The sequence below is a fragment of the Seonamhaeicola algicola genome (assembly GCF_007997385.1).
GTDB lineage: Bacteria > Bacteroidota > Bacteroidia > Flavobacteriales > Flavobacteriaceae > Seonamhaeicola > Seonamhaeicola algicola.
The window spans coordinates 465,618-484,463 of the sequence record NZ_VOSC01000025.1; the positions used below are offsets into that span (position 1 = coordinate 465,618).

Genomic DNA, 18,846 nt, shown 5'->3' on the forward strand with positions numbered 1-18,846 from the left:
AATTTTTATTGATAAATCCTTACATAATCAATTTCCATTGTATCTTCAGTGAATGAAGGGTCTATGGTGCCTCCTAGGGTGCCACCCATTGCTACATTTAAAATCATGAAAAAGTCGGCATTAAATACTGAACCAGGGGTATTTTCAAATGACAGGAAGAGCGTGTCATCAACTAAAAATTTAATAGTTGTTGCAGTCCATTCTACAGAATAATTATGAAACTCAGTTGTTGCTGTAGTATTTGAAGTTTCTGAAGTAATGGCATTACCAGCTGAATTTCCAGGAAAATGGAGTGCTGCCGATGTTTTTGCTTTATCTTGGCCTGTTTGTTCCATGATGTCAATTTCGCCACAGTTAGGCCACCCTACGGTATCAAAATTAGCTCCTAACATCCAAATAGCTGGCCAAGTGCCTTGAGCTGCAGGAAGTTTAGCACGAACTTCTACGCGACCATAGGTGAATTCTTGTAAGTTTTCAGATTTTAACCTTGCCGAAGTATATCCTGAGCCATTTGCTTTGGCTGTAATTTTTAGTAAACCATCTTGCACAATAACATTTTCGCCGTTATCAGTGTAAGTTTGTAATTCTTGGTTGCCCCAACCACCAGCACCTAAATCATAGGTCCATTTATTAGTATCTGGTGCACCAGGAGTATCAAATTCATCAGACCAAACTAAGGTATTGAAAACAGATTCAAAAGTTTCTTCTGCAGGACTTGTTTGAAATTTATGATACCACGCTAACCCTGGGTCGTTGCCGTCTAATGTTCTAACATATAACTCGGTTTCTGAAACTGATATAACATCGTAGGTTGAAGAGCTTACATAATAGCCCATAAAACCATCATTTGAAAAATTCATAGTAGTGCCTCGTGCTTCAAAATCAGGGTCAGGAATAGTATTCCAATCGGTCAATGAAGGTGATAACGACACAATACTTGTGCCAGAGGTATCAAAAGCAAAACACGCATCTTCACCGGCATTTTCTCCAATTACTGCTTGATGACCTGCATTAAAAAAGGTAAACCCATTGTTGTTTAACTGATAGGTTAATTGGCCGTTGGCATCTAAAGTAAACGTTAATTCATCGTCGCAAAGGCAGTCACTAATTTCTATGCCACATTTTTCAAAAGGCTGAGCTGCATACCATTTCGGGTACCAAAATCCTTCAGGGTCAACGCCTGCATTTCCTGGACCAACTCCTAAATGTCCAACTTCAGTTGCGGCTAGGTACCAAGTTCTGTTTGATCCTCCTGTTAGCAGTTGTTTTAATTCAGCATCATCAAAAGAGCTGAATACTTCAACATCTATAGACGTGCTAGATTGAAGTCCGCCTGTGCCTATAGCATTCACAACAACGGTGTACGTATTAACTCCAACTTTACTAAATCTATGCGTTGTAATTCCTGAGGGAGCAACTTCACTTAAGCCATCTCCAAAATCGAATTTATAACTAATAGCGTTATTAGCGCTAGCTGTAATGTTAACTAAACCACTGCCATCTCCATTTGGGTTTAAAGCATCTATACCCACAATTTCTGCTGAAATACTAATGTTGTTTGGAGCCGTAATACTACCAATAGTAGCATCATCTTCCTGACAACTAAATACAAGTGTTACTAAACTAAAGAGTATTGCTATATTAAATTTTATATTTTTCATAATTACTTTTTTTAGATTCTTACAAGTTTAAATTGCCAAAATACTCCTGCGCCCGATTCGATATAAACCGACATGGTATCAGTATCAATGAACTCAATATTGTAAGTAATTGCACTGGGAACGTCCACGTTAGGTAATTCACCTTGATTATTAGCTTTTGGAATACCAATAAAGGCACCCGTTCCATTAAGTGTTATGGTGCCCGCACCAGCATTGTAAGTGTAAGTTGCTGATGCCGAACCATCATATGGATCTACTGGGGCACCACACGAATCACTACCACCTTGCCAGCCTTCTACCCAAGTTTCGCTTCCTAAATTGTTGGTAAAGGTACCGTCTGTTTCAAATACATAAGTATCGTCGTAATAACAAGCTCTGTCTGTAACACAACCAGCATCACAATTCCACCAACTGGTATCACCAACGGCGGGTCCCACACCTAGAGCACCTGTTTCTGATGCTACTTTCCATGTTCCAGCAACCGGAGAAGCCACAGCGCCTTCGCGAACTAATTTAAACTGCCAAAATACACCTGCACCAGCTTCTACATAAACAGAAATAGTGTTGCTATCAATAAAAGAAACATTGTATGTTATTGACGATGGCACCGCTACATTGGGTAGTTCTCCTTGGTTATTAGCTTTAGGAATACCAATATAAGCGCCAGTACCGTTTATAGTAACTGTTCCAGCACTTTCATTGTAAGTGTAAGTTGCTGATGCTGAACCATCATAAGGAGCTACTGGGCTACCGCATGAATCACTACCACCTTGCCAACCTTCTACCCAAGTTTCATTACCTAAATTATTGGAGAAAGAACCATCGCTTCCAAATACATAGGTGTCATCATAAAAACAAGCTCTAAGGTTTACACAATCGGTATCACAATTCCACCAACTGGTATCTCCAACACTAGGGCCAACACCTAAAGCTCCTGCTTCATTAGTCATTTTCCATGTGCCTACCAAACCGGTTGGTGTATTTGATGGCTCTTTATAGAAATAAATGTTATCTATAAAAACTGTTCCAGTAGCCCAAGGGTCGCCTACAAATTTTAACTGAAAAATTTCTGTAACTGTTAAACCTTGGTCGGTATAAGCGGAAATAGGTATTTCAATGCTCGTCCATTCTCCAGCAGTTAAGCCTGATACTACAGGCGCTTCAGTAACTGTGCCAGAGGCGTTGTTAATCAACGAGGTTTCAATAGTGTTAATATCGCCCGCCGTCCAAACATCTAAATGCAAATATTCCATTTGCGACACATTTATGGATGTGCCATCGGCCAATGCAATACCTTGGTAGCTTAAATTAATGTATTGTAGCATGGTATCACCATTCAAATCGAACTCCGTCCATCCGCTGCCTTGGCCGCCTTGTCCCCAATCAGGGAAATAGTTGGTACCTTCAACATCATTGTAAACTGCACTGTAAATGGAAATAACATCTTCTGGATTTCGGCTTGGTGGCGTAACTGCTGATGCTAACGGTTGTAAAATGGCAGTCACCTCAAATTCTTCGGTATATTCGGTAGTTTGAATAGCTGCACTCATAGAAACCACCTTAATGGTGTACACACCCGCTTCTTGATAAGTGTATGATATGGTCTCCCCATTATTGGCTTCGATTGGATCATCATTTCCAGGTTCACCAAAGTAAACCTCGTATGAAATAGCATAATCGGCTGTGGCCGTTATATTTACTTGTTTTGAAATAGCAGGATCATTTTCAATACTTACAACTAAGTTTTCGGGAGCTTTAAAAGATACAACAACCTCTTGAATGGCTGTTGTTTTTAGGCCATTTAACCCTGTTGCGGTAATGGCTGCTTCATAGCTTCCTTCTGCATAAGTGTGTTGTACATGTTCTCCTGGTTTTATAGGGTTTGAAATTTCGGAACCATCACCAAAGTTTATAATATATGATACTACGCCCTCACCAAGTGGTGTTATAGTTACTAAGCCTGTGTTATCTTGTGTTACATTTACTGTAGCCGAAATATTGGCAGGTGCAGCAATGCTATTTACATAATTTGTACTATCATCTTCTTGTGAGCAGCCCATTGCTATTAGTGCTACAAGGAAAATTTGAAATGTATATTTTAAAATTTTCATAGTTTCTTTTTTTAGTAGTTAGGGTTTTGTTCCCAGTTGCCATTAGAAAATTGAATTTCTTCAATTGGAATGGGGAATACCTCATTTTTGCCTGCAGTGAATCCGTCGATTTCCTGTGCTGCTTTTCCGGTTCTTACCAAATCGAAAAAACGATGTCCTTCGCCTACCAATTCTACACGCCTTTCATGGGCAATGGCATCGGTTAATGCTACTCCTGTAGAAGCTATATTATGGTTGTTATCTCCAAAAGCTCGCGCCCTAACACGGTTTAAGTAACTTTGGGCCTTGGTGTCATCAATATCGCCACGATTATAAGCTTCGGCTGCCATTAATAATACATCGGCAAAACGAATGGCTCTGTAATTATTGGGGTTGGTTAAATTTTGGTCGCCCGTATTTAAATCACCTTTTCTAGCAATATATTTTCTGTTGAAATATCCAGTGTGTTCGTTTCCTGTTCCGAAGGTAGCCCCAGTTTGTGCTGCCCAACTTTCAATATCTAAAATGGCCACATCTTTTCGTAAATCTCCCGCTTCAAAAGCATCAACTACTTCTTGAGTAGGCACGTTAAAGCTGAAGCCTGAATCGAATACAGGGCCATTATAATTTCTAATGCCATTAAATCCAACGGCCACGTTGCCTTCGCTACATTGTAAACAATCAAAACCAGCACCTTCGGCATCGGTATATTGTACTTCAAAAACCGATTCGATACCATTCTCTCCGGTGTGTTCAAAAATAGTATCGTAATCGCTCACCAAATCGTAAGGACCGTTGGTGATTAAATTATCGAGTATTAAAGCAGCTTCAGAAAACTTATCTTGATATAAATAGGCTTTTCCTAAAAGCGCTTGGGCAGAACCTTTAGTGGCACGCCCTATTTGGGGAGCAGTGTAGTTTAAATTGGCCACGGCGTATTTTAAATCGGCTTCAATTAGTGCATACACTTCAGAAACTGAAGCTCGTGGAACAGAGGTTTCATCACCTAATTCAAAGCGGGTTTCTTTTAAAGGTACTGGTCCAAACCATTTTACCAACTCAAAATAAAAGTAAGCACGTAAAAATCTAGCTTCACCAATAATTACTTCTTTACCTTCAAATTCTGTTTTATCTTGAAATTCTAAAAGGAAATTAGCGCGGTTTACACCAGCGTACATCCAGTTCCAGATATCTCTTAGGTTGCTGTTTACTGGTGTGTGAATCATATCGTCAATTTGCTGAAATCCAATTACATCGGTAGGGCTTTCGCCACCAGCCAAAGCATTATCAGAGGCTATTTCACCAAGCATTACGTTTACGTATGTAGATTGTAATAAATCATAAACTCCTACTAATGCGTTATAGTAATCGTCTTCTGAATTAAAATAACTTTCAGAATCAATACTGTACCTGTCTACTTCTTCTAAATAATCATCGCCACAAGAATGCGTGCCAAATGCTAATGTTATTAACAAGAAACCTATTGTTATTTTATTTATATAATTTTTCATCTGTTTAATTTTATTGTTTTCTATTCGTCAGATGTAATTCGCCAATAGTATTTTTAGTTGGTATCAACTTACTGTTATGGCTCATTTCATATTTTTAAATTTTATAATGATAGGTTTAAGCCTAAAATAAATTGTCTTGAAATGGGGTAGAACCCATAATCTATACCACCTCCAATAGCAGCGCCATTAGTAGCTGCAGGATCGTAACCGTTGTATTTTGTAAATGTGAAAGCGTTATTAACTGAAGCGTACAACCTAAACTTGTTAATGCCCAATTTTTCAATAACTGATTTTGGTAATGAATACCCTAATTGTATATTTTGAATGCGCAAGAACGATGAGTCTTCTACATAAAAATCTGAAAATAGTTTGTTGGTTGTAGCGCCTACAGTTGCTCTTGGAACTGTGTTGCTAGTGCCTTCACCTGTCCATCTGTTTAAATAAAGATTCAAGCGGTTTATGTTGGGTTGGTCTCGTTCATAGTTACGTACGGTTTCTTTGCCTAATTCGGCATACATATAGGTGCTGAAGTCGAAGTTTTTATAGTTAAAACTTAAGTTAAGCCCCATAATATAATCGGCTTGAGGTTTTCCAAGATATGTACGATCGTCAATTGTTATTTCACCATCACCGTTTACATCAACATATCTGAAATCACCAGGTGCTGCCTCGGCGCCTAAATCGGCTTGTGACGGATGTGCATCTATTTCAGCTTGGTTTTGAAAAATGCCATCAGTTTTTAGTCCGTAGAAATACCCTATAGGTTGCCCAACTTCTAACCTAGAAATAGCAGGTTGCCCAACACTGAACGAACCGCCTTCTGAAATAATATTGTCTTTTACGGCTGTAACTTCACCATCAATTTTGGTAATATTATAGCTTATACCAAACGAAACATCGTCAGAGATTGATTGTTTGTAATTTAAAAATAATTCAATACCCTTATTTCTGGTTGAACCTGCGTTGGTAGTTGGTAATCCGGCACCTGGTGCAGAGGCTCCAATAATACCAGAAACGGGTAATCCGCTTACAAGTAGTCTGTTTCTATCTTCAACAAAATAGTCTGCAACAATTTCAAGTTTATTGTTGAATAGGTTTAAGTCTAGCCCGATATCAAGTTTTTCGGCAGATTCCCACACAGAGTCTGGTGTTGGAACCCTACCCGTAGCAACACCGGTTACTAAGGCGCCATCAAATACGTAAGTAGCTTCGCCAGTTAATAAGGCTCTGTATAAATCGCCTCCTGCGTTATTACCCAAATTACCGTAACTGGCTCTTAGCTTTAAGAAGTTAATAGTTTTTGAATCTGCCAAAAAGGCTTCGTCTGAAACTTTCCAACCAGCTGTTACCGATGAGAAGTAATCGGTTCTATTGTCAGGTGCAAAATCTGAAGCTCCATCTCTACGAATTAGAGCCGATAACAGATATTTCCCTTTATAATCGTATTGCATTCTGGCAAAATAAGATGACAGTCTGTTGTCATAAATAAATGAACCAGTTGTTTTGGCTTCGCTAATGCCGTTAGCTAACGATATATCTGCAAATTCCCATGAATTATTTGGTACATCAAAACCTGTAGCGTTTAAACCGTCTCCCCAGTCGCGTTGGGCGCTAGTACCTATGGTAAATGTGGCATTATGATTTTCAAAAAAGGTTTTGTTGTAATTTGCAAAAGTTTCCCAAGTGTATGTACTAAATGTATTTCTGTATTGATTAACACTGCTTCGGTCGTTATTAAATACTTTACCCGATCCGTAGTTTACTATGGGAGAAAAGGTTTTACCTTTATCATCGTATTTTTTAAGTCCTATACGCGATGTAATAGTTAATCCGTCTATAGGTTTGTAATCTAATTGAAAAGTACCTTCAATAGAGTTGCCACTATATTTATTAAAAGTATTTTCAATTTGCGATAAAGGATTGATTACCTCGTTTCCTAAAAAACCTGAAGTATCTTGTTGGTTAATACTATATGTTGGTGCGTAATTTAATGCGTTAAACAAAGGAGAGCCTAAAGCATTTTCTCCTATAGACTTACGTTTATTGTTAAAGTAGTTTGCTGATGTAGTAAACTTAAGTTTTTTAGTTAAATCGAATTCCAACTTAATTTTAGCATTTGCTCTTAAGAAATTCGATTTTTCATTTGCAATAATACCATCTTGTTCTAAAATAGAACCACCAAAGTAATATGTGTTATTTTCGCCACCACCAGTAACTGTAACATTATGGCTTGTTATAGGCGCGTTTTCAAACAGTTCTTCCTGCCAATTGGTTCCAGATCCCAGTCCGTTAATATTTGGATAAGGTAATGTTTGGCCATTGGCTGCGTAACTTTCGTTAAGTAGAAGCGCGTATTCAGTAGCATTTAAGTAAGGTAACTGGCGTGTGGTTTGTTGTATGCCAGTGTACCCATTGTAGTTAATTTTAGTAACAGAACCGCGTTTACCGCTTTTAGTGGTAACTAATATAACACCGTTTGCACCTTCTATACCATAGATAGCTGCTTGGGCATCTTTTAAAATGGAAAAGGTTTCAATATCACTAGGGTTAATTGAATTTAAGTCGCCTTTATATCCATCTATAATAACTAGCGGCGCATTGTCTCCATTGGAACTTACACCACGAATTAGAATATTGAAACCTCCACCGGGAGACCCTGATGGTGCTGTTACAGAAACACCTGCTGAAGTACCTTGAAGCGCTTGAGCAGCATCAATAGGCCTTAATTCTTCTAAGGTTTCGGCGCTAACAATAGATACTGCACCCGTAACATCTTTTTTCTTTTGCGTACCATAACCTACTACTACAACTTCGTCTAATTGTGATATGTCTTCTTGTAAGACTACCGAAAGTTTATTAGTTGAGGTTACAGTAACTTCTTTCGTTAAATAACCAATGTAACTAAAGGTTAAAACAGTGCCCGTATTTACATTTGAAATGGTAAAGTTACCATCAAAGTCGGTTACAGCACCTTTTGTAGTGCTTTTTACTACAACGTTTACTCCAGGTATAGGAATTCCAGAATTATCTAGAACTATGCCGCTCACATTTATATTTTGAGCCCCGGTGAGTGTTATAGTTAATAGCATCAAAATTTTTAGTAATGCTTGTCTCATAAAACTTAGTTTTTTTAGTTGTTATAAAATTAAGTTCAAACTTTGTTGTATTGAAATTTTAAACCACTACAAAAAACATACATGACAAAAAAAGGGTGTTTAAATTGATTATTTGTCAATTAAACTATGCTTTTTATGTGTTTTTATTGAGAAGGATAGAGTTGTTAAAAGTTGAGGTGTTTTATAAAATGTTGTGGTAATGTATAGGTGAAAATTGGTGTTGTTGTGCTGTTATATTTCTAAAATATAATCTGTTAAGTTAGATTCGTGTGGTAAATTCATTTTCTTACGTAGGCGGTATCGTTTTACTTCAACACTTCTAGGAGATATGTTTAAAAGCGGAGCAATTTCTTTTGAGGAAAGGTTTAACCTTAAATACGTACACAGTCTTAAATCGTTAGGAGTCAATTCAGGGTGTTTTTCCTTTATTTTCTTTAAAAAATCTTTATCGGCATTATTGAAAGCTTCTTCAAATAATTGCCAATCATCTGTGTTATTAAGGTTTTTGTCAATAATTCTAACAATCTGTTTAATATTAGTATTATCTTTTTTTAGTTCTTTTTTTAAATTGTTTAAAAATTCATTTTTCTTAATTATGTTTATTGTAGAAATGCTTAACTCTCTGTTTTTTGCTTCAATATCTTGTTTGAGTTTGTCGTTATTAAAGCGGGTTAGTTGTGCTTTGTTTTCAAGTTCTTTTAACTCTAGTTCTCTTTGCTTTCTTAGTAGTAATTTTTCACGTTGTTTTTTGTAGTATCGTTTATAAATTTGATGCATTAATACAGAAAATAGCCCAATAAACAACAAATAAAATATTAAGGCTACGGTAGATAAATACCATGGCGATTTAATTTTAAAGCTAAAGCTTTCAATATTTGATGATACTTTATTGCCTATTCTAGAACGAACTTTGAAGGTGTAAGATCCAAAAGGTAAGTTTTCAAAGAGTTCACTAGAATTTGTGTTCCACGTACTCCAATTATTGTAAAAACCTTCTAATTTATATTGGTATTGTACCATTTGGTATTTATTATAATTAGAAACGTTGAAGTGAATTTTAATATTATTTGCCTTGTTTTCAAATGTATTGTTAGCCTTTATATTAATGTTTTTATAATTATTACTGTTTTTTTGGTTGCTAACTAAAACTTGATTTATTTTTAAGTGGTGGTCATGGTAATTAATATCTTTTAAATTAATAATCATATAACCAGAGGCTGTTCCATAGAGGTATTGGTCTCCTTTTAATGGTGTAATGCTTTCATACCCAACAATATCGTTTCTAGCGTTGCTTGGAAGTGGAATTTTTACAATTTCAGTAGCACCACTAAGCCTGTTTCTAGTTAAATAACTAATGCGCTTAGAGGAAAAAGACCAAAGTTTATTTTCATCTTTATTGAAAACTAATCTTCCTGATGAATAATTTTTACTATCAATTAACTCACTTAATATTGAATCTTTTTCAAAGGTGTTTTTTTTAGCGTTATATATAAAACCACCTTGGTTTGTACAGTAAATAATATTATTGTTATATTTTATTAGGCTAGATTTAGATCTGGTTTTATTAAAATTATTAATGCTTACTGCTTTAATTTTAGTTAGTTGCTGGTTTGTTGTTAATTTAAAAACACCTTTATACTCATGGCTTACCAATATGTTTGTAGAATCTAGCATTTCAAAATAACGACTAGACACATTAAATCCTTCAATTTTATTGCGTATGCGCCAATTACTATTTGTGTTTTCTAATACATATAACCCGTTATAATTACCTTGAATAAGTAAGTTAACATTGTTATTTGCAGGTTTTATATCCCAAGTACCAGGAATGTCAGATATGAGTTTAGCACGTTGGTCTTTTATAATAAAAGTACCAGAATCATGCCCACAAAACAATAATTTGTTAATATGCTTTAAGCACCAAACAGCTCCCTGTGTTCCTTTTATAAAGGTGAATTTATCATCGGTATTCAAAGGCTTGTAAAACAAACCACGATTTGTACCTATATATAAATGTTTATTATGAATTATAGAAGTATTTACAGCGCCTAATTTACCATCTCTATCATTGTAAATGCGAAATGCAGATTTAATATTTATACAGTTAATACCATATTCTAACCCTAACCAAATATTACTGTCTTCATCTTCAAAAACTGATAAAACGGTGTTATTGCTTAAACCTTTATTTTGGTTAATTTGGTAATTTATTTTTCCGTTGGCAGTAATGTGTATTATGCCGTTAGAAATACTTCCTACTATAAAGCTTCCGTCTTTTAATTTTGTACTACTGTATATTCTGTCTTTTAATAGTAAATTGTTGGCTTCAATATTCCATGGTTTTAGCGTATTGTCATCAAATATAAAAAAACCTAAATCTTGTGTTTGTAATAGAAGTTTGCCTTTATGGTTAAATAGGTTTACAAGTAAGTTGTTTTTTAAAATTTCATTGTTGGTTACTAATTTATCAAGACCGTTTTCAATTTCAAACAATCCTTTTTTTGCCTTTTGAAAGTAAACTTTGTTATTAACTTTAAAACTTCGGTTTATAATTGATTTTGATTCTATTATTTCATAATTATGGTCAATCTTGCTAAATATGTAAAGGCGATTTAATGATTGAAAAACAATAAAATCATCAATGTTAATGATATTCCAGATTTCTTCGTCTTCAAGAAATGCTATATCCTTTTTTTTTGAAAGAGATGTGTAATTTAAAATACCATATTGGTTTCTTTCCCAATACCCAAAATCTCTGTAGCAGCCTGTGTAAATTAAGTTATCAATTACTTTTACGGAGCGAATAATGGTTTTATTAGGAGATTCATAAAGTACCCATTGTTCACCATTAAACTCTAATAGACCTTTGTTGTTGCCAAAATAAATATGCTTTTCTGTGTCTTGAGAAATGCTCCAATTTTGGTTGTTAGCACCATAAATATCAGGTGTGTATATTTCAATAGGAGGTAGCTCTTGTGCATTTAGAAAGCTGTATGTAACGAAGTATAATATGTATGTTAGTAACTTATATTTAGCCATTTTTTTAATAGTTATACCAATATACATATTTTATACTATTTTTATTTATGTTTGAAAAAGATGTGAAATAAAATGCGAGAATGCTATAATTTTTAAAAGTTTAAAAAACAGTCTGGTTTTATTTTTTAATGATTTTAAAGACCTAAGTAGCACAAAAGTAAATTAGAAACCATTATTTAAAGTAGATGTTATATTTGAATTTAATACATTTACAGTAATAGATAAAAAAACTATTAACATGACATTTTACCCACTAAAATTTACCCCATTATTTAAGTATAGAATTTGGGGTGGCGAAAAATTAAAAGCACATTTAAATAAAGATTACACTGAAACTAATATTGGTGAATCTTGGGAAATATCTGATGTTGAAAATGATGAAACCCAAGTGAGTAGCGGTGCCTTGGCTGGTAAAACTCTAAAACAACTTATAAATGAGTTTAAAGGTAGTTTTGTTGGTGAAGCTGTTTATCAAAAGTTTGGTGAAGCGTTTCCGTTATTAATAAAATTTATTGATGCTAAAACACCTTTGTCAATACAAGTGCACCCAAGTAATGAAGTTGCTAAAGAGCGCCATAATTCCTTTGGGAAAAATGAAATGTGGTACGTAATGCAAGCTGATGATGAGGCCGAATTAATTGTGGGTTTTGAAAAAAAAATTAGTAAAGAAACCTATTTAAAACATTTAGATGCTGGCACTGTTTTAAATGTTATGCATCATGAAAACGTTACAGCCGGTGATACATTTTACATTCCAACGGGGCGTGTGCATGCCATAGGTGCGGGGGTTTTATTAGCTGAAATTCAGCAAACATCTGATGTTACATACCGAATTTATGATTATGATAGGGTAGATGCCAAAACAGGTCAAAAACGAGAATTACATAATGATTTGGCTTTAGATGTTTTAGATTTTAAACCACAAGACAGTTATAAAACCACCTATAATTTAGCACCAAATGTTTCAAATACATTAGTACACTCACCTTACTTTAAAACAAATATTATAGATTTAAAAGGTAACGTAAATAAAGATTATACAAACATTGATTCTTTTATAATTTTTATGTGTGTTGAAGGTGAAGTAACTTTAACGCATAACACTAAAGACTATAGTATTAAAATGGGAGAAACACTATTACTTCCAGCAGCAATAAATAATATAAGTTTGGCATCAAATTCAGCTAAAATATTAGAGGTTTATTACTAATATTACCTTAATTTTTTTTGAATTTTTGATGTATCAACTAATCTTTTTACGGCAATCTCAGGGTTGCCGTAAATACTAATAGTGCTGTTTCCAGAGGCTTCAATAGCAATATTGTCAATGGCTTCTAATGTTATATCACTAGAAATTTCGGCAGTTGCTATTACGTTTTTTGTTGTTAAATCTTTCCCTATAAATGTAGCACTGTTGTTGGCTTCAATTGTAGCTGTATCGGTATAGCCGTTAATATTTACGTTTGCTTTTTCGTATAAAATAAATTGAGATTTTTTACTGTTTATTTGCGTATTTAATTTGGCATAATCTTTTAAACTTACAGTCATATTCTCGCAATTTAAATTTAGTGTTATTTTGCATTTTCCTTTGCCAGTAAGTTCAAAATTAGTGGTGTTTACATACATGTTAATTTTAGAGGCATCATTGGCATTAATTTTAAACGTATTTGATTTTATAGGAGAAATAGCATTAATTTCAGCATTGTCTTTGGTTGTAATTGTTTTAAGCGTATTGGTATAATTTACTTTAATTGATAACCGTTTTTTTGATGTTATTCTTTTTAAAAAATCAAAACTCAAAACGCTATCAGTTACATTAAAAGTAATAACATCATGCAAGTTACTATCGGTTTCAATAATTACTAAAGGTTTGTTACTATGTATAATTTCAATATCAAAATGTTCATCTAAAGCAATGGTTTAAAAGCATCAACTTCAGTTTCTATTGTAGTTACCATTCTATCACCTTTAATTTTTTCGGTATTTTGTGCATTAATATTAAAAATACTTATAACGCAAAAAATAAAGGCTGTAAGTAATGTTTTCATTTGTAATGGGTTAAAAGTTACTTTAAGTTAATTTTAGACCCAATAAACTAAGTGAAGTCACAACATTTTATAAAGAAAAACCACAGTAAGTGTTTCTTTTACTGTGGTTTAATTTGGTTGATTATAGTTTGGTTTAATTATTTTTGTTTAATGCTACCCGAAGCGCTATCGGTTTTGTCAACCTTTTCAGGGTTTCCGTAGTATTTTATATCGCCGCCACTAGAGGCTTTTGCAATAAGTTCTTTAGCAGTGTTAACGGTAATATCGGCACCACTGCTGGCTTTAACCGTGCTAGACTGTGCTTGCAAATCGGCCGCTTTAATATCACTTCCACTTGTGGCTTCAGCAATTAGTTTGTTGGTGCTACCTGAAAGTTTTAAATCACTTCCGCTAGTAGATTTACAATTTAAAATTTGTGTATTTACGCTAAGTGTCATATCACTTCCGCTGGTAGATTTTAAATCTAACTCATCAACAGTAATTGTGTTTTCAGCATACACATCACTTCCGCTAGTAGAAATAATGGCACTAATATCTTTAAAACTAACGTGTACTTTTTTTGATGCAGCACGTCCAATACTTTGTTTTGTATGAATTTTTAATACACCATCTTCAACATCAGTTAAAATAAGGTTGTGTATATTTTCATCGGCTTCTACAGTTATATGTGTGCTGCTGCCTTGTGTTAAGTAAACATCTAAACCTTCGGTGGCTTTAATGGTGTTAAAGCTATAATCTACATTACGTTCTTTAGTAATTACATTGCCATTGCCTTTAACGCCGGCATCAAAGTTCATGTTGAAATTACACGAAAATAGTGTAAAGCTTAGCACGGTAGCTACAATAATTTTTACTAAGGTTGTCATAATTGTTCGTTTTTCGATTTGTTTGATTTGTTTGATGATGCAAATATTATATGTTTTGCTAGGTGTTTAAAATTTCAATTTCTGAAATGTTATTTTTTTATGATGAATTGTTAATTAATTGTCTTTTGATTTTACTTCAATGCCATTGGCATCAATTTTTACCTTAACATCATTATCTTCAGATAGAATGCCCTTATTATCAATTTTAATATTTACATCGTCATCTTTAATTTCAATACCTTTATTGTTAATTTTTACTTTAGATGCTTCATTGTCAACATCAATATTAACGTTAAAATCATCTTCAGTATCAGTACAATCTAAACAGGTAACATCATCTTCAATAATTTTTAATAAATGGTTGGTATTATTTGCCGAAACAATGTCACTACTGTTTTTATAATATCCTAAAAACGACTCTGTGTTGGTATGAAATTTAGCAAAGCTTCCTTCAGGTAAATATAAAATGATTTCAACCTCTTGGTCTCCAAACTTATTATCAATTTCAGTAGTTAAAAACGAATCAAGTAAAAGTGTGTTATTATTAAGGTTGTAATTGTAGTTTATGTTTTTGGCGCGGTTAATGGCTTTATCATAATCACTACCATCGGCGCGTTTTTTTAGGTTTATAAAGGCTGTAGAGTCTGTTGTAGATCTTACAATTAAATTAACATCAGAATTATACATGGTTTTTGATCCGTTTTTAGTGTTAATTATTTTAAACGAACCATTTCTGTTAAACCTATTATCAATAATATCATTTGATGCCATTTTAATTCTTAAAGTATCGTTACTTTTTATGTTAAGGGTATGTTTTACAGTGTAAGTTTCAGTAAAGGCATGCTCTCTGGCCTCATTAATAACAATAACTGTAAGCCCAATAACACTAATTAGCCAAACACCAAGTAGTGTAAATTTAGCAACGTTGCCAATAGATTTTAGGTTGTTTATTAAAATTTTTAAGCCTAAATAAAATAGAAAGAAAAACGGCACACCAACAGCAAATAAACCAAATAATGATGCCAACCAAATAGGTGTGTTACCAGCATTTAAAAAGTGGGAAAAGTTACCCGGAATCATATCTAAAATACCAACTGAAAAGAATGCTATTATAAGCGCAATAATTGTAACAGCCCCAATAAAAGTAAGCAGTAACCCTATAAATTTTGCAAAAACTTTAAAGAAAAACATAAAAATTTCTCCAATGGTATCAAAAAAAGCACTTGATGAAGATTTTACTTTATTAGTTTGCTTTTTAAAATCAACCTTTTTTGCAGCATCACTTACGTTTTTTGCAGCACCAGATACAGAATCGCTAACATTTTTTGCAACATCAGTTACAGTACCAGTAACATTGTCAAAACCATCTTTAATTTTTTTCTCAATATTACTAATGTTAACAGGTTCACCTGCCATCATTATTTTTTCGGCAGTTGTTTTAGCTTCGGGCACTAAAATCCATAATAAAATATAAAGTAAAACACCAGTACCTGCACCAAAAATTAAAAGTATCCAAGCTAAACGAATCCAAATAGCATCAACACCAAAGTAATGTGCTAAACCAGATGAAACACCACCAATATATGAGTTATCAGTATCTCTAAAAAGTTTTTTACTAGGCGTAGTATTTGTTTTGTAATTAGTTTTTGGCTCATCTTCAAAAATCTCGTCATCAACCAAATAATCTTCAGGTTGCCCCATAATAGATATAACTTCATCTACTTGGCTAATGCCAATAACCTGTTTTGTGTTTTGTACGCGCTCGTTAAATAACTCTGCAATTCTAGCTTCAATATCAGCAATAATTTCAGAGCGCCCTTGCGAGTCTGTAAAAGACCGTTTTATAGCCTCCAGGTAGCGTTGTAATTTTAGGTATGCATCTTCATCAATATGAAAAAATATACCAGCCAAATTTATGTTAACTGTTTTATTCATTGGTTGTTGTTTTTTGTGCTGTACTTGTTTCGGTATGGTTTGTTACTATATTAACTGCATTTTGCAGTTCATTCCAGGTGGTATCTAATTCTTTTAAAAAAAGCTTACCAGTTTCTGTTAATCCGTAATATTTTCGTGGCGGCCCAGAGGTAGATTCTTCCCATCTGTAATTTAATAATCCTGCATTTTTAAGTCGTGTTAGTAAAGGGTAAATAGTACCTTCAACCACTAGCAACTTTGCATCTTTAAGCGTGCTTAAAATTTCTGCAACGTATGCATCGTCATTTTTTAAAACAGATAGTATACAGAATTCTAAAACGCCTTTACGCATTTGTGCTTTTGTGTTTTCTATCTTCATAGTTTCAATTCGTTTAATATTTTAAGACTGTTCATTTTTTGATTGATTGATTGATTGATTGATTGATTGTGTTGATGAAAGATTTCGTTTTTTTTAATTGTTTTTCTTTGGGCGTTACCCTATCGGGTCGGGCTTTTCGTTTCAAGTCCTCGTTCGTACCTCACTGTGGGCTTTCCGCTTCAATCCCTAACGCGCCACTCATTATTTTAAAAAATTAATAGTAAAAGGGTATTGATAATACTCACCATCTCTAGCTTTTAAACTGGCAATAACAATTAAAACAAGTTCAATTATAAAACCAATAACCGCTAAAAAACCTAGTGCACCACCAATGTATAAAAGCGGCGATGGTTTACCTACATTTACATGAAAATTGCTAAAACCATTAAAATCTATAAAGTCTATACCGCTAAAAATTTTAAAAACAAAAAACGGAATAGTTAAAGTACCAATAATAATAGCGTACAATAAAATACTAATTTGAAAATTAATAGCCTGCTTACCGTGCATGTCTATAAACTCCGATTTATCTTTATTAGTAATCCATAAAATTATGGGGCCAATAAAATTACCAAACGGAATTATAAACCTGCTAAATGTAGACAGGTGAATAAAGGTGGCAATGTTTTTTACGTGATTGGTTAACATGATGATTATTATCTTTTTTTCTGATTGATTTTTAAAACATATAATAGTTTCTTATGCAAATATATGTTTAAAATAAGGTACTTTGTTACGCATAGTACCTAAAATTAACATTTTTTTAACATTTTGTATTGTGTTAATATTTCATAAATTAGAGAAAAATTAAAAGCAAATAGTATGAATGTAACTCCCAGTAAATTAAATACTTTTACAATGTTTAAGCTGCCTTCGGCGTATTTATGTGGTGTAAGAGCAAAGTATTTAGATGATTCTAAATGTGTAATAACAGTAAAACATAAATGGATTAACCAAAATCCGTTTAAATCTATGTTTTGGGCAGTACAAGGTATGGCCGCCGAATTAGCCTCGGGAGCATTAATGATAAAAAAAATACAAGAATCTGGTAAAAAAATATCTATGTTGGTAACAACTAATAACGCAACTTTTACCAAAAAGGCAACAGGTAAAATAACCTTTACCTGTAATGATGGCGCTTTAATAGATGAGGCTTTAAAGAAAACAATTGAAACCGGAGAGGGGCAAACCGTTTGGGTAAAGGCTGTAGGTGTTAATAGTGATGGTGTTGAGGTGTCTACATTTAATTTTGAATGGAGTGTTAAGGTTAAAAGCAAACAGTAAACTGTAACAAAACACCAAACTAACCAACAAATAAACAAGCAACATTAATATAAAACATCAATTAAAAAATGACAGCACACGAAATTGATTACGTAATCTACGGTGAAGAAATGCAATACGTAGAAATAGAACTAGACCCGCAAGAGGGTGTAATTGCCGAAGCCGGAAGTTTTATGATGATGGATGAAGGTATTAAAATGGAAACTATTTTTGGTGATGGTTCACAAAAAGATACGGGCTTTTTAGGTAAAATACTAGGTGCGGGAAAACGTATTTTAACAGGCGAAAGTTTGTTTATGACAGCTTTCTATAATGAAATTATAGGCAAACGTCGTGTATCATTTGCATCACCATATCCAGGAAAAATTATTCCAATAGATTTAACACAGTTTGGTGGTAAATTTATTTGCCAAAAAGATGCGTTTTTGTGCGCTGCCAAAGGTGTGAGTGTTGGTATTGAGTTTTCTAAAAAATTAGGGCGCGGACTTTTTGGAGGCGAAGGCTTTATTATGCAAAAACTTGAAGGTGATGGTATGGCTTTTGTTCATGCTGGCGGTACCATGGCTAAAAAAGAATTAATGGCAGGCGAAGTGCTAAAAGTAGATACAGGCTGCATTGTAGGTTTTGATTATACTGTAGATTATGATATTGAATTTGTTGGCGGTATTAAAAATACGGTTTTTGGTGGCGAAGGCTTATTTTTTGCTACTTTAAAAGGTCCAGGTACCGTATTTGTTCAATCTTTACCATTTAGCCGTTTAGCCGGACGTGTTTTAGCATCGGCTCCAAGAAGTGGTGGTAATAGTAAAGGCGAAGGTAGTATTCTTGGTGGCTTAGGCGATTTGCTTGATGGCGATAACAGATTCTAAAACAAGATTATAAAAAAAATGAACAGCCCTTATTCAAAATAAGAATAAGGGCTGTTTCTGTGTAGTGAT

At 33.9% G+C, this 18,846-nt stretch carries 14 protein-coding genes; 3 read left to right on the plus strand and 11 right to left on the minus strand.

Annotation, left to right across the window (positions count from 1 at the left end; translation table 11 throughout):
- Window positions 1-5: 5 nt before the first annotated feature.
- The 5 genes from FUA26_RS10725 to FUA26_RS10745 all read right to left on the minus strand — a co-directional run bounded on the left by FUA26_RS10725 (window position 6) and on the right by FUA26_RS10745 (window position 11,417).
- The gene (locus FUA26_RS10725; protein ID WP_147135634.1) at window positions 6-1,661 is read right to left on the minus strand and encodes a family 16 glycosylhydrolase; all 1,656 of its coding nucleotides are present in this window, start codon (window positions 1,659-1,661) and stop codon (window positions 6-8) included.
- An 11-nt stretch (window positions 1,662-1,672) separates the two neighbouring features.
- The gene (locus FUA26_RS10730; RefSeq protein ID WP_147135637.1) at window positions 1,673-3,772 is read right to left on the minus strand and encodes a hypothetical protein; all 2,100 of its coding nucleotides are present in this window, start codon (window positions 3,770-3,772) and stop codon (window positions 1,673-1,675) included.
- Between the two features lie 11 nt (window positions 3,773-3,783).
- The gene (locus FUA26_RS10735; RefSeq protein WP_147135640.1) at window positions 3,784-5,262 is read right to left on the minus strand and encodes a RagB/SusD family nutrient uptake outer membrane protein; all 1,479 of its coding nucleotides are present in this window, start codon (window positions 5,260-5,262) and stop codon (window positions 3,784-3,786) included.
- Window positions 5,263-5,363: 101 nt separating this feature from the next.
- A complete protein-coding gene (locus FUA26_RS10740; protein ID WP_147135643.1) occupies window positions 5,364-8,378 on the minus strand; it encodes a SusC/RagA family TonB-linked outer membrane protein in 3,015 nt (1,004 codons plus the stop codon).
- 231 nt (window positions 8,379-8,609) lie between these two features.
- Window positions 8,610-11,417, minus strand: a complete 2,808-nt coding sequence (locus FUA26_RS10745) for a helix-turn-helix and ligand-binding sensor domain-containing protein (RefSeq protein WP_147135646.1) — start codon at window positions 11,415-11,417, stop codon at window positions 8,610-8,612.
- A gap of 238 nt (window positions 11,418-11,655) precedes the next feature.
- Between FUA26_RS10745 and FUA26_RS10750 the strand changes: the two genes are divergently transcribed.
- On the plus strand, window positions 11,656-12,627 hold the full coding sequence (locus FUA26_RS10750) for a type I phosphomannose isomerase catalytic subunit (protein ID WP_147135649.1): 972 nt from the start codon (window positions 11,656-11,658) through the stop codon (window positions 12,625-12,627).
- A 2-nt stretch (window positions 12,628-12,629) separates the two neighbouring features.
- Here the strand turns inward: FUA26_RS10750 and FUA26_RS10755 are convergent, their stop codons facing one another.
- The 6 genes from FUA26_RS10755 to FUA26_RS10775 form a co-directional block, all read right to left on the minus strand.
- Window positions 12,630-13,334 carry a GIN domain-containing protein gene (locus FUA26_RS10755; RefSeq protein WP_147135654.1) on the minus strand — a complete coding sequence of 235 codons (705 nt, stop codon included), beginning with the start codon at window positions 13,332-13,334 and terminating at the stop codon, window positions 12,630-12,632.
- On the minus strand, window positions 13,325-13,465 hold the full coding sequence (locus FUA26_RS15720) for a hypothetical protein (RefSeq protein WP_186826904.1): 141 nt from the start codon (window positions 13,463-13,465) through the stop codon (window positions 13,325-13,327). The genes FUA26_RS10755 and FUA26_RS15720 overlap by 10 nt, the downstream gene beginning before the upstream one ends.
- 137 nt (window positions 13,466-13,602) lie before the next feature.
- On the minus strand, window positions 13,603-14,331 hold the full coding sequence (locus FUA26_RS10760; RefSeq protein WP_147135657.1) for a head GIN domain-containing protein: 729 nt from the start codon (window positions 14,329-14,331) through the stop codon (window positions 13,603-13,605).
- A gap of 114 nt (window positions 14,332-14,445) precedes the next feature.
- The gene (locus tag FUA26_RS10765; protein WP_147135659.1) at window positions 14,446-16,266 is read right to left on the minus strand and encodes a PspC domain-containing protein; all 1,821 of its coding nucleotides are present in this window, start codon (window positions 16,264-16,266) and stop codon (window positions 14,446-14,448) included.
- The gene (locus tag FUA26_RS10770; RefSeq protein ID WP_147135662.1) at window positions 16,259-16,624 is read right to left on the minus strand and encodes a PadR family transcriptional regulator; all 366 of its coding nucleotides are present in this window, start codon (window positions 16,622-16,624) and stop codon (window positions 16,259-16,261) included. Before FUA26_RS10770 ends, FUA26_RS10765 begins: the two co-directional genes overlap by 8 nt.
- A gap of 201 nt (window positions 16,625-16,825) precedes the next feature.
- Window positions 16,826-17,272, minus strand: a complete 447-nt coding sequence (locus FUA26_RS10775) for a DUF4870 domain-containing protein (RefSeq protein ID WP_147135665.1) — start codon at window positions 17,270-17,272, stop codon at window positions 16,826-16,828.
- Window positions 17,273-17,446: 174 nt separating this feature from the next.
- Here FUA26_RS10775 and FUA26_RS10780 point away from each other — a divergent pair, with 174 nt between their 5' ends.
- Entirely contained in the window at window positions 17,447-17,908 is a 462-nt protein-coding gene (locus FUA26_RS10780; protein ID WP_147135667.1) for a DUF4442 domain-containing protein, read from the plus strand.
- Window positions 17,909-17,976: 68 nt separating this feature from the next.
- Window positions 17,977-18,777 (plus strand): TIGR00266 family protein, encoded by an 801-nt coding sequence (locus FUA26_RS10785; RefSeq protein ID WP_147135669.1) that lies wholly within the window; start codon window positions 17,977-17,979, stop codon window positions 18,775-18,777.
- Window positions 18,778-18,846: the final 69 nt, after the last annotated feature.

Excerpts from the sequence above, each read along its gene's own strand:
- FUA26_RS10725 (WP_147135634.1), bottom strand. The coding sequence starts at position 1,661 with ATGAAAAATATAAAATTTAATATAGCAATACTCTTTAGTTTAGTAACA.
- FUA26_RS10735 (WP_147135640.1), bottom strand. The coding sequence starts at position 5,262 with ATGAAAAATTATATAAATAAAATAACAATAGGTTTCTTGTTAATAACA.
- FUA26_RS10750 (WP_147135649.1), top strand. The coding sequence starts at position 11,656 with ATGACATTTTACCCACTAAAATTTACCCCATTATTTAAGTATAGAATT.
- FUA26_RS10760 (WP_147135657.1), bottom strand. The coding sequence starts at position 14,331 with ATGACAACCTTAGTAAAAATTATTGTAGCTACCGTGCTAAGCTTTACA.
- FUA26_RS10785 (WP_147135669.1), top strand. The coding sequence starts at position 17,977 with ATGACAGCACACGAAATTGATTACGTAATCTACGGTGAAGAAATGCAA.
- FUA26_RS10770 (WP_147135662.1), bottom strand. The coding sequence starts at position 16,624 with ATGAAGATAGAAAACACAAAAGCACAAATGCGTAAAGGCGTTTTAGAA.
- FUA26_RS10745 (WP_147135646.1), bottom strand. The coding sequence starts at position 11,417 with ATGGCTAAATATAAGTTACTAACATACATATTATACTTCGTTACATAC.
- FUA26_RS15720 (WP_186826904.1), bottom strand. The coding sequence starts at position 13,465 with ATGAAAACATTACTTACAGCCTTTATTTTTTGCGTTATAAGTATTTTT.
- FUA26_RS10780 (WP_147135667.1), top strand. The coding sequence starts at position 17,447 with ATGAATGTAACTCCCAGTAAATTAAATACTTTTACAATGTTTAAGCTG.
- FUA26_RS10775 (WP_147135665.1), bottom strand. The coding sequence starts at position 17,272 with ATGTTAACCAATCACGTAAAAAACATTGCCACCTTTATTCACCTGTCT.
- FUA26_RS10740 (WP_147135643.1), bottom strand. The coding sequence starts at position 8,378 with ATGAGACAAGCATTACTAAAAATTTTGATGCTATTAACTATAACACTC.
- FUA26_RS10765 (WP_147135659.1), bottom strand. The coding sequence starts at position 16,266 with ATGAATAAAACAGTTAACATAAATTTGGCTGGTATATTTTTTCATATT.
- FUA26_RS10730 (WP_147135637.1), bottom strand. The coding sequence starts at position 3,772 with ATGAAAATTTTAAAATATACATTTCAAATTTTCCTTGTAGCACTAATA.